Here is a 13,271-nt window from a genome sequence, read left to right as displayed (position 1 = left end):
TCACCAGTAGGTTGCGTACAGGGCCACCAGGATCGCCAGCACGGCCAGCGAGGCGATGTTGAACGAAGGGGCGGTGGCAAAGCCCACGTCGTCGGTCCGGATGCGGTCGCGGTCGCCGCTGGCGCGCGTGGCCAGCGCGACGCCCACGCCAAGCAGCAGCGTGGCGAGGAACACCACGCCCATGCGGTCCAGGAACGGCAGGGAGGGCCAGAGCAGCTTCAAGGCCAGCGACAGCGCGAACGAGCCGATCGCCGCTGCCAATGCGCCTGCTTCGTTCGCACGTTTCCAGAACAGGCCCAACAGGAAGATCACCACGATGCCGGGGGTGAAAAAGCCGGTGAATTCCTGGATGTACTGGAAACCCTGGTCGAAGCCGCCGAGCAGCGGCCGGGCGGTCAGCACGGCGACGATGATCGAAATGGAAGCTGCCACACGGCCGACGCGCACCAGCCTGGTTTCCGATGCGTCCGGCGCGCGCTTGGCATAGAAGTCGAGCGTGAAGATCGTTGCCACCGAATTGATCTTCGATGCCAGCGAGGCCACGATCGCGGCCACCAGTGCGGCGAATACCAGCCCCAGGATGCCGCTGGGAAGCAGCGCCAGCATCGTCGGATAGGCCGCATCCGGGCGCGCCAGCCCAGGGGCGAGCATGACTGCGGCAATGCCCGGCAGCACCACGATGGCCGGAATCAGCAGCTTCAGGAACGCAGCGAACACGACCCCCTTCTGTGCCTCGCGCAGATCCTTTGCGGCCAGTGCGCGCTGGATGATGTACTGGTTGAAGCCCCAGTAGCTGAGATTGGCGATCCACATGCCGCCCAGCAGCACCGACAATCCTGGCAGGTCCTTGTAGAACGGATTGTCCCTGCTGAGGATCATCTCGAAGCGCTCGGGATGCTGCTGCCAGAGCTGCATGAAACCCTCGGTGACACTGCCGTTGCCGATCTGGCCGAGCGTGATGAAGGTAACCAGGAGGCCGCCCAGGACCAGCAGCGAGACCTGCACGATGTCGGTCAGGGCCACGGCCTTGAGGCCGCCGTACAGCTGGTAGGCGAGGGCAAACGCACCCAGCAGCACCAGCGCCACATCCTGGTCGAGGCCGGCCACGCCGGCAATGGCGATCGAACCCAGCCACAGGATCGAGGTGAGATTGACGAACACGTACAGGCCCAGCCAGAACACTGCCATCAACGTGCGGATGCGGTTGCCGTAACGTTCCTGCAGGAACTGCGGCATCGTGGTGATGCCGTTGCGCAGGAAGACCGGCAGGAACCATTTGCCGACGATCAGGAGCGTGAGGGCCGCCATCCATTCATAGGAGGCGATGGCCAGGCCGATGGCGTAGCCCGAGCCGGACATGCCGATGATCTGCTCGGCCGAGATGTTGGCGGCGATGAGCGAGGCACCGATGGCCCACCACGGCAGGCTGCGGCTGGCCAGGAAATAATCCTGTGCCGACTTCTGCTTGCCGGCTTTCTCGCGCGAGACCCATTGCGCGAGAAGGAAGATGCCGGCCAGATAGGCCAGCACGATGCTGATATCCAGGGTGGAAAGGCTCATGGAAGCTCCGCGATGGTTCCGCGCCGTGCGTGCGGCGGCAGGTCGTTGGGGTTGCCCGCGAACCGGGGCTCTGCAAGACCGGCGACGCCGGCGTCGAGGGTGAACAGATGCCCGGCCAGCGGGTCGCGTGCACGGGCGGCCGCGTCCATGCCGTCGTGTGCGCTGGTGACGAACAACGATCGCAGGTTGCGGCCGCCGAAGGCCGGTTTTGTCGGCTGTGTGACCGGAACGGCAATCGAGCGGTCCGGGCGGCCGTCGGGCCGGTAACGGACAATCCGCCCGCCACCCCATCGGGCATTCCAGAGGCCTCCCTCGGCGTCGATCGCACTGCCGTCGGGCTCTCCGTCCTCGCCACGCAGGTCGGCAAGCACGTTCACCGGGCCTGGGTGGTCGCCGTAATCGCAGAACAGGATCTGTTTCTGCAGGGAGTCACAGAAGTACATGGTGGTGCCGTCCGGACTGAACGCCACGCTGTTGGCGATGGCCACGGTCGGCAGCGGAAGCCGTTCCAGCGCGAGGTCAGCGTTGAGCCGGTAGAACGGGGCAACGGCATGCTTCGGTCCGTCGACGGGTTCGTGCAGCAGGCCGAACACGAACCGGCCCTGGCGATCACAGGCGCCGTCGTTGGCGCGCAGGCGGGCGCCTGTATCGGGTAACGGGAGCACTTCGCGGAGTTCACCGCGCCCGGGATGGAAGAACGCCAGTCGCGACGCCAGCGCGAGCAGCAGCCAGCCCGCCGCGTCGCACAGTGCCAGCGCCGCCAGCCGTTCCGGCATCGACCAGCGCGTCAGCGCACCATCTTCGGGACGGTAGCGCCACAGCTCGGCCCGGGCGATGTCGGTCCAGTACAGCACCGCTTCGCGGTCACACCACAGCACGCCTTCGCCCAGCGTGTTGCCGGCGGGCACCTCAAGGGTCGCCGGGCCGTTCACACCCAGCCCCCGTCCACGATGAAGTCCTGGCCGGTGCACATGCGGCTGTCATCGGCGGCGAGGAACAGCGCAGCACGAGCCAGGTCGTCCGCGCGCAGGTAACCCGGCAGGCACTGCGCACGCCGCAGCTGTGCTTCGCCCTCCGCGTCCAGCCACAGGCGCTGCTGCTTGTCGGTGATGACCCAGCCGGGCACCAGCGCATTGATGCGGATGCGGTCCTGGCCCAGTTCCCGCGCCAGGCCATTGACCAGGCCATGCACGGCGGATTTGGCCATCGCATACAGCGGATAGCCGCTGTTCTTGATCATCCAGCCGGTGGACCCGAGGCAGATGATCGAGCCACCGCCGAGGGCGCGCATGTCCGGCACCACCGCCTGGATGGCGAAGTACTGGTGGCGCAGGTTCACCGCCATGCTGCGTTCGAAGTCCGCAACGCCGGTATCGGCCAAGGCATGGCGGGCGTCGTTGGCGGCATTGTTCACCAGCACCGCGAACGGCCCCAGCAGTGTGCGCGCTTCGGCAATCGCTGCCTGCAGCGCGCTGATATCGGTGATGTCGCAGTGCAGGTAGCGGGGGGCCGTCCCGACATCGTGCAGGCTGTCCAGCAGCATGCGTGCGCCGGCGTCGTCGATGTCGAGGAAAGCGACGTTGGCGCCCTGCCGGGCAAACTGCTCGACGAAGGCGGCACCGATGCCGGTGGCTCCACCGGTGACCAGCACCGAACGGCCGGCGAGGCTGGGATAGCGAGCCAGGGTGGTCATGGCGCTCACCACTCGGCCACGCTGCCATCGGCATGGCGCCAGATGGGGTTGCGCCAGCGGTGGCCTTCGGCAGCGCGCTCGTCCACGTAGGCCTGGTTGATCTCGATGCCAAGCCCGGGGCCATCAGGAATCTTCACGAAGCCCTCCCTGTAATCGAACGGTGCGCGGTCCACCAGGTAGTCGAGCAGGTCGTTGCTGGCGTTGTAGTGGATGCCCAGGCTCTGTTCCTGGATGAAGGCGTTGTAGCAGACGGCATCCAGCTGCAGGTTGGCGGCCAGGGCGATCGGGCCCAGCGGGCAGTGCAGGGCGATGGCCACGTCGTAGGCCTCGGCCATGGCGGCAATCTTGCGGGTCTCGGTGATGCCACCGGAGTGCGAGGGGTCGGGCTGCAGGATATCCACGCCTCCGGCCTGGAGCACGCGCTTGAAGTCGAACCGCGAGTACAGGCGTTCACCGAGCGCGATGGGGGCGGGTGACAGCGCGGCCAGTTCCGGAAGCGCTTCCACATGCTCCGACAGCACCGGCTCCTCGATGAACATCAGCCCGAACGGTGCCAGCTCGCGCATCAGTACCTTGGCCATCGGCTTGTGCACGCGGCCATGGAAATCCACGGCCACGCCGATATCCCGGCCCACCGCATCGCGCACCGCCTGCACGTTTTCCAGCACCCGGGTGACCTTGGCGTGGGTATCGACGAACTGTACTTCCTCGGTCGCGTTCATCTTCACTGCGGTGAAGCCGCGCGCGACGGCGTCGCTGGCGGCACGCGCGGTATCGGCCGGCCGGTCGCCACCGATCCACGAGTACACGCGGATGCGGTCGCGAACCGGGCCGCCGAGCAGGGCGTGCACCGGCACGGCCAAGGCCTTGCCATGGATGTCCCACAGCGCCTGGTCGATGCCGGCCAACGCACTCATCAGGATCGGGCCGCCTCGATAGAAGCCGCCACGGTAGAGCACGTTCCAGTGATCTTCGATATGCCGGGGGTCCTTGCCGACCAGATAGTCGGACAGCTCGTCCACGGCGGCGGCGACGGTGTGCGCGCGGCCCTCGACGATGGGTTCGCCCCAGCCGCTGATGCCGGCGTCCGTGTCGATGCGGATGAACAGCCAGCGCGGGGGCACCAGATAGGTTGTAATGGCAGTGATCTTCATGCGTGGGGGTCCATGTTCGTTCTGTTCCACGCGTCGATGAACGCGCGTGCACGGCGCGCCACTTCCGCGGCCGGAGTCCTGGGGGCGTAGAGGGCAGATCCGATGCCGAAGCCGGCCGCGCCGGCGTGGCGATAGGCGGCCATGCGCTCGGGCGTGATGCCACCCACGGGCAGCAGCGGCGTGCCGGCGGGCAGGACGCTGGACCACGCCTTCAGCACCGGTGGTGGCAGTTGTTCGGCCGGGAACAGCTTCAGCGCATCCGCACCGGCGCGCAGGGCGGCAAACGCTTCAGTGGGCGTGGCCACCCCGGGCGTGCAGACCATGCCCTTCCGATGGGCTGCCGCGATCACCTCCACATCGGCATGCGGCATCACCACCAGCCGTCCGCCCGCATCGGCCACGTCCTGTACCTGGGCGGTGGACAGCACGGTGCCTGCGCCGACCAGGCAACGGTCACCGAGCTGCCTGGCGAGCAGCGTGATGCTCTCCAGCGGTCGTGGCGAGTTGAGCGGCACTTCCAGGAGATGGAAGCCGGCCTCGGCCAATGCGGCACCGATGGCCGGTGCTTCCTGCGGGGTGAGCCCGCGCAGGATCGCAACCAGGGGAAGGGGTTGCATCCAGGCGGTGCTCATGGCGAATCCTCTATGGGGTGGCGGAGCGTCTGGCGCGGCTGCCCTTCAGGTTGGCGCGGGAGTCGGCGATCATTTCCAGCATGGCGGCGCGCGCCGCGTCCGGTTGCTTCTGCCGGATCGCGTCGTACACGTCGAAGTGATGCGGCAGCGAATACTTGAAGTCCTTCGCTGTCTGCGCCGACAGCAGGAAGAAGGTGCCCAGCGCGGCATCGATCACCGAAAACAGCGAACCCAGCAGTTCGTTGTTGGTAGCTTCCAGCACGCTCTCGTGGAAGGCCAGATCGGCCTTGGCCCACGCATCCTGGTCGGTTGCATCGGCCATCGCCTGGTACGCCGCCCGGATCCGGGCCAGCTGCGCGGGCGAACGGCGTCGCGCAGCCGAGGCGGCCGCGGCCGGCTCGATCACCTCGCGCATTTCCACCAGTTTCTCCACGAAGTCCTGGGTCGGCATGGACGCACAGCGCCACGCCAGGATATCGCTGTCCAGCTGCTTCCAGAAACGCGGCTCGCGCACCCGCGAACCGGTTTTCTGCCTGGTTTCGATCAGGCCCTTGGAGCCCAGCACCTTCAGGCCCTCGCGCAGCGCGGTACGGCTCACCGACAAGGTCTGCGCCAACAGCTCTTCCTTGGGCAGGAACTCGCCCGGCTTGATCGCGCCACTGACGATGCGCTGGCCGATCTCCTGGGTGACTTGGTCGTAGAGGTTGCGTACCTCGATCCGTTTCACGGGCGTCCCTTTGGCTTGGTGCACCGCAGGCTGCGGTCACTCCTATTATCCGACAAAAGGGACGATGCGGGGCGTGAGGCATGTGGGGGAAGGTCGTCATCAGAGCTTGAACCGGAAGCCCATGCCCAGGGTCCTGTCCTGGTAGCGGATATCACGCGGCCGCGTGGTGCCGCTGCCCCAGTACTGGTGCAGGTTGTTGCCGAGCAGGTTGGTGGCCGAGAACACCACCGTAGCGCGCGGAGTGACGTCGTAACTGATCGAGAAGTCCAGCGAGCTGGCCGGCTCGACCTGGTCCTCCGTTCCGGCCACGGTGGGCTGGGTGAAGAAGTCGATGTAGCGGCTGCGATAGCCATAGGCCAGGCGCGCGCTCAAGCCGAAGTTCTCGTAGAACAGCACCGCGTTGTAGTTGTTCCTGGACACGTTCTGCAACGGGCGCGAGATCGTCGGCCCGCCGATGAATTCCGGTGACTTGGTGTCGCCTTCGATGTAGGTGTAATTGAACTGGGCGCCCAGCCCGCTCCAGGCGCCGGGCAGGAAATCGAAGGTCTGCTGGTAGGCCAGTTCCACGCCCTGCAGGTGGCCACTGCCGGCGCTCTGCGGCGAGGACAGCTCATAGTCTTCCCCGGCGATGACCACGTTGGTGATGTAGTTCTGGATGTAGCCATCGATGTCACGATAGAACACGCCTGCGCTGGCGTAGCCGACCGGGGAGAAGTACCACTCCAGTGACATGTCATAGTTTGTCGACTTGATCGGGCTCAGGTCGGGGTTGCCGCTGCTGGCCACGCCGGCGCGGTTGACGGTGCCCGGATTCAAGGAGATCGACGGGTTCAATGCTCCGAAGTCGGGATAGCTCAAGGTCTTGGCCGCCAGAACGCGCAGCTGCCACGCATCGTTGAAGTGCAGGTTCAGGCTCGCGTTGGGCAGCGCATTGGTGTCCTGGGTACTGCGGGTGATGGCGCTGTAGACGCCGGTACCGGCATCGAACGAGAAGGCGTTCAGCTCACGCTTGATCTTTTCCGCACGCACGCCGACCAGGCCGTCCACGCGCAGCCCGCCGAGGTCGAAGTCGTACTTTGCCTGCAGGTAGCCTGCGCTCTTGCGCTCCTCGATGTCGAAGAAGCGGCCGGGATTCTCCGCCGCCAGGCCGTCAGGCAGGCCGTAGTAGCGGCGCAGCGCATCGGCGTTGTCGATCAGGTAGTCGTAGCACGGAGTGAGGAACGATTGGTTCAGCGCCGAGTTGCCGCGCTTGCTGCAGAAGAAGCTGCCCGCCGGGAACAGCCCGACCACCTGGTTGGCCGGATTGGGCGAGGCGGTGATGTTGCCGCTGCCGGCGCCCCCCGGCGGTGGGGTGTTGATCTCCACGCTGCCCTTGGCGCTGGCCGTGCGGTCGGCGTAGCGCAGGCCGAACTGGAGGTTGGCGATCGGGCCATCGAGGAATTCGAAGGTTCCATCGCCGCGCCAGCTGTTCTCTTCGCCGCGTGATTCGCCCCAGGTCTGGAACAGGCCATTGAGATAGAAGCGCGACGGATCCATGGCGGGGTTGCCGGCCAGGTGCCAGTTCTGGTGCTTGCCGGAAGTACCGTCCCACACGGTGGTGATCGGCCCGCCCAGGAAGGTGTCGATGATGAAGTTCTCGTCGCGGTAGTAGCCGGAGGTACGCGCCACTTCGGTGGACAGCTGCAACTGGTCTCCGCGCCACTTGAAGCCCAGCGCGTTCTGGATGTCCTGGCCGCGCTGCTTGTGCGCCTGGGTGCTGCTGGCCGCATAGGTGTCGCCGGTCCACGAGCCACCGGTGGCATCGCAGATGGTCTGGCCGGCCAATGGCCCGTCCAGGCGGTTGGCATAGCAGTTGTTGCCGACCTGGAGCCCGTTCGGCGCAACCACGCCGACCGGGAAGCTGAAGAGGAAGGCCTGGTCATAGTCGTCACGCACGAAGTCATAGAGGCCTTCGGCGTAGACCTCGGTGCGTTCGCTGGGCTTCCATTGCAGGGCGTAATTGAACGCACTGCGCTTGCGGTCACCGTGATTGTAGTTGGTGCCCCAGCCGTTGGGTGCGGCGATCAGGCTGCCGGCCTCGCTGCGCACCGGTGTCCCGTCGGGATTTTCCAGTACCTTCGGGAAGTCGCCCCACACCGCGTCATAGGCGTAGCGCTTGCCGACATAGCCGAAGTTGACCATCGCGCCGATCTCGCCGGCATCGGTCTCCCATCGGTTGCTCAGCAGCAGGCTGGCGGAGGGATCGACGTCACCGCCGTACTTGCTGTGCGTGCCCGTCACGGTTCCGGCAATCTCCGCCCCCTCGAAGTCCAGCGGCCGGCGCAGCTGGATGTCGACCAGGCCGGCGATACCGCCCAGCGGCAGGCTCGCTTCGCTGCTCTTGTAGACGTTCAGGCTCTTGATGGCGGTGGCCGGCAGGTTCTGGAACGCGTATCCACGCCCCGAACTGCTGAAGATCTCGCGCCCGTTGAGAGTGCTGATCACGTTGGGCAGGCCCCGGATCACCACGCCGGTGGTTTCGCCCTGGTTGCCCTGGGCCACCTGCACGCCGGTGACGCGCTGGAGCGCATCGGCCACGCTGTTGTCGGGCAGCTTGCCGATGTCTTCGGCGACGATCGAATCAACGACCATCGCCGATTCCTGCTTGATGGACTGGGCGGTCTGCAGGCTTTGGCGCAGTGCGGTCACGGTGACCGTGTCCAGGTTGACGGCCTCCTGCGAGCCGCCCTCCTGCGCCTGGCCCAGGGCAGGCAGGGCAAGGGCCGAGAGGATGGCCAGGCAAAGCGCGGTGCGGGACGAGCGAGCGGTCATGGCGGTATCTCCGGATTCCGGAAAGCAGTCGCGGTTGAGTGGCCCGCCTTCAGTGCAGGCGGGCACGAGGAGGTCAGAAGGCAGGAACGGACGTGCGCGGCGTCCTGGCCAGCCTGCGGAACAGTTCGGCTTCGCGTGCCCGGTAGGGCGTGCCGTCGGCCTTCAGCAGGTCGTGGAACCACACCGTGGGTGCTTCCATCGTGTAGGGACGCTGCCAGCTGTCCCACGGGAAGCGGGTCTGGATCGCGCCGTCGACGAGGCCCCAGTTGATCATGCCGATGTTCTCCCGGCGGGCGATCGGCAGGATCGTGTCCACGTTCGAGCCGGCGCCGCGGGCCAGCCATTCGGTGCAGATCAGCGGGCGGCCGTGCTTGCGCAGCTGCCCGACGCGGGCAACGAAGGCTTCGGGTTGTTCGTAGTTGTGGAAGGTGAGCACATCCGAGCGTTCCAGCTGGGTGCGCTGGATGGCGGTCAGCGTCGCGGCGCCGGGCGACCAGTCGTCACCGATCCATACGCCGCTGGTGAGCGGCTGCACCGGCTTCTTCGCACGCGCCCAGTCGAAGATCTTCGGCAACAGCTCGGCGACGCGCTCCTGTTCGCCCTTCAGCTGCTTGTCCATGTAGTTGCCGCCGCCCGGATTGTCCGGTTCGTTCCACAGGTCCCAGGCCAGCACGCGCCGGTCGTTGGCAAAGGCACCGACCACGCCTTCGACATAGGCCTGGAAATGGGCGTCATTGGAACGATCGACCAGCATGTGGCGGCCCGGGCTCTGCACCCAGCCGGAGTTGTGCACGCCGGGAATCGGGCGTCGCTGCGGCCCCAGCACCGGGTCCGGGTCCCAGCAGCTGTCGAACAGCACCAGCATCGGGCGGATACCGTTCTTCTCGGCGATGGACAGGAAGGTGTCGATACGCTTCAGCAGGCCCTGCGGATCCTGCTTCCAGAGCAGGTCATGCAGGTAGACGCGCATGGTATTCATGCCGAACTGCTCGTGTGCCCAGCGCAGTTCGCGGTCGATGGTCTCCGGATCGAAGGTCTCCGCCTGGAACATCTCAAGCGGGTTGATCGCGTTGGAGGTGGCGTAGTTGGCGCCCACCAGCCATGGCTGCCGGGAATACCATGCATCGGCCTCGGCCGGAGACCAGCGCGCCGCGTCGGTCGCATGCGCGATGGGTGCCACGGCGAGCATCGCCGCCAACAGTGGGGAAAGCCACTTTCGCATGAGCTGCATCTCCTTGGGTCATGAGCTGCCCGTCCTGGCATCGGCCGGGAGGCGGTAGTGCGTGCTGCATCGGGATGCCGGTGCGATGACCGGCCAACGCGCGGTGCGCGGAATCAGCGTCTGGGCGGCGCGCGGTCCGTCGAGAAGTCGTAGACGATGCGGTTCAGGTAGGTCTCGCCCGGATCCAGCCGTGCCGAACCGAAGGCCGGCTGGTTCGGCGTGTCCGGGAACAGCTGCGGTTCCAGCACGATGGCATCGCCCTGGCGGTACACGCGACCGCTCTTTCCGACGGTACTGCCGTCGAGGAAGTTGCCCGAATAGAACTGCAGGCCGGGCTGCGTGGAGAGCACCCGCATCACCCGGCCCGAGCGTGGATCGTGCACACGGGCGACTTCGCGCAGCTCGCGGCTGGGTGACCTGCTGATCACCCAGTTGTGATCGTAGCCACGGCCGTGCAGCAGCTGCGGCTCGTTGCCCTGGCGCAGGTCGCGGCCGATCGGCTTGGCCGTACGGAAGTCGAATGCGGTGCCTTCCACCGGCTGCAGCACTCCCGTGGGGATCAGGGTCGCGTCGACCGGCGTGTAGGCGCTGGCCGGTATGGTCAGTTCGTGATCCATCGCCGTGCCCGAACCTTCGCCGGACAGATTCCAGTATGCATGGTTGCTCAGGTTGACGATGGTCGGCGCGTCCGTGGTAGCGCGGTATTCGATTTCCAGCCGGCCGTTACCCTTCAGCGCGTAGGTCGCGGTGACCGTGAGCGAGCCCGGATAGCCCTGGTCGCCGTCCGGACTGACATGGCGCAGGATGGCGTGGTTCGCGGTGGCTTCCACGATGGTCCACACCACTTTGTCGAATCCTCGCGTGCCACCGTGCAGGCTGTTGGGTCCATTGTTGACGGGCACCTGGTAGGTCCTGCCGTCCAGGGTGAAGCGGCCCTTGGCGATGCGGTTGGCGAAGCGGCCGACGAGGGTGCCGAAGTACTGCGGTGTGTCGAGCGTGGCCTTGAGCGTGGCATCGCCCAGCACGACATCGGCATACCTGCCATCGCGGTCGGGGACTTCCAGGGAGTGCAGCGCGGCGCCGAGGGTCAGTACGGTGGCCTGCATGCCCGTGCCATCGCGCAGCAGAATCGACTCCACGGCGACGCCATCGGCGGTCCTGCCCACCACGGTGCGTTCCTGCGCTTGTCCCGATGCAGCCGCGGACATTGCCAGTACGCCGATCAGCCCTGCCACCTTCCCCTTGCCAGCACGCATTGCTCAAGACCCCTCTCGATGTCGTGATGCGTACAAAAACATATAATCAGACAATACGCACGTTGCGACGCAGCACGCGATCTGCCGCGCCTCACCGCTCGGCGGAGGCCATCGCGTGCAGTGCGCGGAAACCACGCACCGCCGCGTCGGCGGAGGACACGGGATGAGCGTTGATTCCCAGTTCGGCCATCGCGGCCCGGTAGAGCCGGGTCACCGGCCCGGAGCCGACCAGCGGCACGGACATATGCCTCAGCCCAGGGAACAGCACCAGCGCATCGGCGATCTCCGCACCGGCCAGCAGGCCGCGCAGATACGAGCTGGTGGCCGTCCGCGGCAGGGCGCCGCGGATCAACCGCGCGCGCACGCCGAAGAGTAGAGCACCCAACCCGAGGCGGCCTTCGGCTGCGGTACGCACGCCTTCGGCGAATGCCGCCCCTGGCTCGCCCGGGCCCTCCAGCACCGAAGCAAGCAGGCCACCACTGGCCAGGCGGTCGAACAGCTCGCCGGACAGGGAGGTCATGAAGCTCTCCACGCGGGCGTTGGCCAGCTGGATCCATTTGGTATGCGTGCCGGGCAGCGCGACGACGGAATCGGGGCCGACGTCACTGCGATCAAGCAGGCCGAGCAGCTCGGTCTCCTCGCCACGCAGGACGTCCGGCATGCCGTCCATCGGGCGCACGCACGCCATGCCGGGCACGATGCTGACGGCCAGCTCACCGATACGGGTGGGCACCAGCCGTTGCGCAACCGCCTCGACGCCTGCCGGACACTCCACATAACCGGCATCGATCCAGCCGACATTCGAGCCGATCATTCCGGCCGCGTAAGCACGACGTGCATGAGGCCAGCGGGCGCGGAGGGTATCCGCGGCTGTCGCCATGGCGGCGCGGTCCAGCGTGGCCACGCCCGAAGGAGCTTCATGCGAATCAAGCAGCTCACCGTGGGCCCCGATCAGATAGGCGCGCAGATTGCTGCTGCCCCAGTTGATGCCGATGAAGCTGTCGGGGTGGTCCTGCTGCATGGCGGTTCCTTGGACGCGGCGGCGGTTGCCTATTGTATGATTATATGGTTTTGTTGCCGCTGGCTGGCAAGCCCGCCGGCGCCCTTACACCCGGGAGGGGAACAGGATGAAAGGCACGCTTGTCCTGGCGCTTGCAGCGCTGCTCCAGCCTTCGGCCAGCGCATCCGCTGCGGTGGATGGGGTAGACAATCCCCTGCTCGACTCCGGGCCCGACCCGTGGATCGTCCGTGATGGGGACATGTTCTATTACATGGGCACGCACGGTGATCGCCTCGCGATCCGCGCTACACGCGACCTGGGTCGGCTGGCCGAGGCACGTGAGGTGACGGTGTGGCGTCCGCCCGCGACAGGTCCCAACGCGAAATCGATCTGGGCGCCGGAACTGCATCGCATCGATGGCAGCTGGTACATCTATTACACGGCGGCCGCCAGTGACGTGCCCGACGGCCAGGAGGACGCCCATCGCGGCGTGTTCGTGCTGGAGAACCGCAATGCCGATCCGACCCAAGGCCGCTGGACCGATCGCGGGCGCCTGGACACGGCACACGCCGGCATCGACGGCACCACTTTCGTGGCTGGCGGCAAGCGCTACTTCGTGTATTCACCCTATGTAGGGCCGGACAGCGCGTTGGCCATCGTGGCCATGGCCAATCCCTGGACCCTGCGCGGTGGAGAAACCATCATCGCGCGGCCGGACCAACCGTGGGAGCGGCAGGGCGGGCGGCAGATACTGGAGGGGCCCGAGTTCCTGCAGGGCCCGAACGGTGACCTGTTCCTGACCTACTCCGGAAGTGCATGCTGGTCGGACGGCTATGCCATCGGGCTGCTGCACGCCAGGGAAGGCGCCGATCCACTGGACGCCGCGGCATGGACCAAGGCCATGCATCCGATCCTGGCGAAGAACCCTGCGGGCCACGTATACGCGCCTGGGCATAATGGCTTCTTCAGGATGCGCGATGGCACGCAATGGATCATCTATCACGCCAACCCGGGACCGGGAATGGGCTGCACATCCAAACGCTCGCCGCGCATCCAACCGGTGCATTGGAGCAGGGAGGGAATGCCGTTGCTTGATGCGCCGATGGGGCGGCCTGCCGGGGTGGACTGAGGCCGGTTCCCTTGCGGCCGGGCAGGCCACCAGCGCGGGAATCGTTGCAAGTGGGACAGTGCCGTACCCGCCTGTCCCGCCCCTCGG

Annotated in this window: 11 protein-coding genes; 1 reads left to right on the top strand and 10 read right to left on the bottom strand. The window is 66.5% G+C overall.

Going from position 1 to position 13,271, the window contains the following annotated elements; translation table 11 throughout:
- The 10 genes from A9K58_RS08160 to A9K58_RS08115 all read right to left on the bottom strand — a co-directional run bounded on the left by A9K58_RS08160 (position 1) and on the right by A9K58_RS08115 (position 12,076).
- Complete coding sequence (locus A9K58_RS08160) at positions 1–1,560, bottom strand: sodium/sugar symporter (protein ID WP_065198896.1); 1,560 nt, start codon at positions 1,558–1,560, stop codon at positions 1–3.
- The gene (locus A9K58_RS08155; RefSeq protein WP_065198895.1) at positions 1,557–2,492 is read right to left on the bottom strand and encodes an SMP-30/gluconolactonase/LRE family protein; all 936 of its coding nucleotides are present in this window, start codon (positions 2,490–2,492) and stop codon (positions 1,557–1,559) included. Before A9K58_RS08155 ends, A9K58_RS08160 begins: the two co-directional genes overlap by 4 nt.
- Complete coding sequence (locus A9K58_RS08150; RefSeq protein ID WP_065198894.1) at positions 2,489–3,253, bottom strand: SDR family NAD(P)-dependent oxidoreductase; 765 nt, start codon at positions 3,251–3,253, stop codon at positions 2,489–2,491. Before A9K58_RS08150 ends, A9K58_RS08155 begins: the two co-directional genes overlap by 4 nt.
- Positions 3,254–3,258: 5 nt before the next feature.
- Complete coding sequence (dgoD, locus tag A9K58_RS08145; protein WP_065198893.1) at positions 3,259–4,407, bottom strand: galactonate dehydratase; 1,149 nt, start codon at positions 4,405–4,407, stop codon at positions 3,259–3,261.
- Positions 4,404–5,039, bottom strand: a complete 636-nt coding sequence (locus tag A9K58_RS08140; RefSeq protein ID WP_065198892.1) for a 2-dehydro-3-deoxy-6-phosphogalactonate aldolase — start codon at positions 5,037–5,039, stop codon at positions 4,404–4,406. The genes dgoD and A9K58_RS08140 overlap by 4 nt, the downstream gene beginning before the upstream one ends.
- Before the next feature lie 10 nt (positions 5,040–5,049).
- Positions 5,050–5,766, bottom strand: coding sequence for a FadR/GntR family transcriptional regulator (locus A9K58_RS08135; protein WP_065198891.1), 717 nt, complete (start codon positions 5,764–5,766; stop codon positions 5,050–5,052).
- Positions 5,767–5,865: 99 nt separating this feature from the next.
- On the bottom strand, positions 5,866–8,577 hold the full coding sequence (locus A9K58_RS08130) for a TonB-dependent receptor (protein WP_065198890.1): 2,712 nt from the start codon (positions 8,575–8,577) through the stop codon (positions 5,866–5,868).
- Positions 8,578–8,650: 73 nt separating this feature from the next.
- Positions 8,651–9,799 (bottom strand): cellulase family glycosylhydrolase, encoded by a 1,149-nt coding sequence (locus A9K58_RS08125; RefSeq protein WP_065198889.1) that lies wholly within the window; start codon positions 9,797–9,799, stop codon positions 8,651–8,653.
- Between the two features lie 113 nt (positions 9,800–9,912).
- Complete coding sequence (locus A9K58_RS08120; RefSeq protein WP_065198888.1) at positions 9,913–11,055, bottom strand: aldose epimerase family protein; 1,143 nt, start codon at positions 11,053–11,055, stop codon at positions 9,913–9,915.
- Positions 11,056–11,146: 91 nt separating this feature from the next.
- Positions 11,147–12,076 carry a 2-dehydro-3-deoxygalactonokinase gene (locus tag A9K58_RS08115; RefSeq protein WP_065198887.1) on the bottom strand — a complete coding sequence of 310 codons (930 nt, stop codon included), beginning with the start codon at positions 12,074–12,076 and terminating at the stop codon, positions 11,147–11,149.
- 106 nt (positions 12,077–12,182) lie between these two features.
- Between A9K58_RS08115 and A9K58_RS08110 the strand changes: the two genes are divergently transcribed.
- A complete protein-coding gene (locus A9K58_RS08110; RefSeq protein WP_065198886.1) occupies positions 12,183–13,184 on the top strand; it encodes a glycoside hydrolase family 43 protein in 1,002 nt (333 codons plus the stop codon).
- Positions 13,185–13,271 lie beyond the last annotated feature (87 nt).

This window comes from Stenotrophomonas maltophilia, from assembly GCF_001676385.1.
Classification (GTDB): Bacteria; Pseudomonadota; Gammaproteobacteria; order Xanthomonadales; family Xanthomonadaceae; genus Stenotrophomonas; species Stenotrophomonas maltophilia_J.
The sequence above is the reverse complement of the archived record's forward strand: the minus strand, read 5'-3'. Positions and strand labels throughout refer to the sequence as shown.

What these genes read in the sequence shown, in the direction of transcription:
- A9K58_RS08115 (WP_065198887.1), bottom strand. Translation starts at nt 12,076, where the DNA reads ATGCAGCAGGACCACCCCGACAGCTTCATCGGCATCAACTGGGGCAGC.
- dgoD (WP_065198893.1), bottom strand. Translation starts at nt 4,407, where the DNA reads ATGAAGATCACTGCCATTACAACCTATCTGGTGCCCCCGCGCTGGCTG.
- A9K58_RS08150 (WP_065198894.1), bottom strand. Translation starts at nt 3,253, where the DNA reads ATGACCACCCTGGCTCGCTATCCCAGCCTCGCCGGCCGTTCGGTGCTG.
- A9K58_RS08125 (WP_065198889.1), bottom strand. Translation starts at nt 9,799, where the DNA reads ATGCGAAAGTGGCTTTCCCCACTGTTGGCGGCGATGCTCGCCGTGGCA.
- A9K58_RS08160 (WP_065198896.1), bottom strand. Translation starts at nt 1,560, where the DNA reads ATGAGCCTTTCCACCCTGGATATCAGCATCGTGCTGGCCTATCTGGCC.
- A9K58_RS08130 (WP_065198890.1), bottom strand. Translation starts at nt 8,577, where the DNA reads ATGACCGCTCGCTCGTCCCGCACCGCGCTTTGCCTGGCCATCCTCTCG.
- A9K58_RS08110 (WP_065198886.1), top strand. Translation starts at nt 12,183, where the DNA reads ATGAAAGGCACGCTTGTCCTGGCGCTTGCAGCGCTGCTCCAGCCTTCG.
- A9K58_RS08120 (WP_065198888.1), bottom strand. Translation starts at nt 11,055, where the DNA reads ATGCGTGCTGGCAAGGGGAAGGTGGCAGGGCTGATCGGCGTACTGGCA.
- A9K58_RS08140 (WP_065198892.1), bottom strand. Translation starts at nt 5,039, where the DNA reads ATGAGCACCGCCTGGATGCAACCCCTTCCCCTGGTTGCGATCCTGCGC.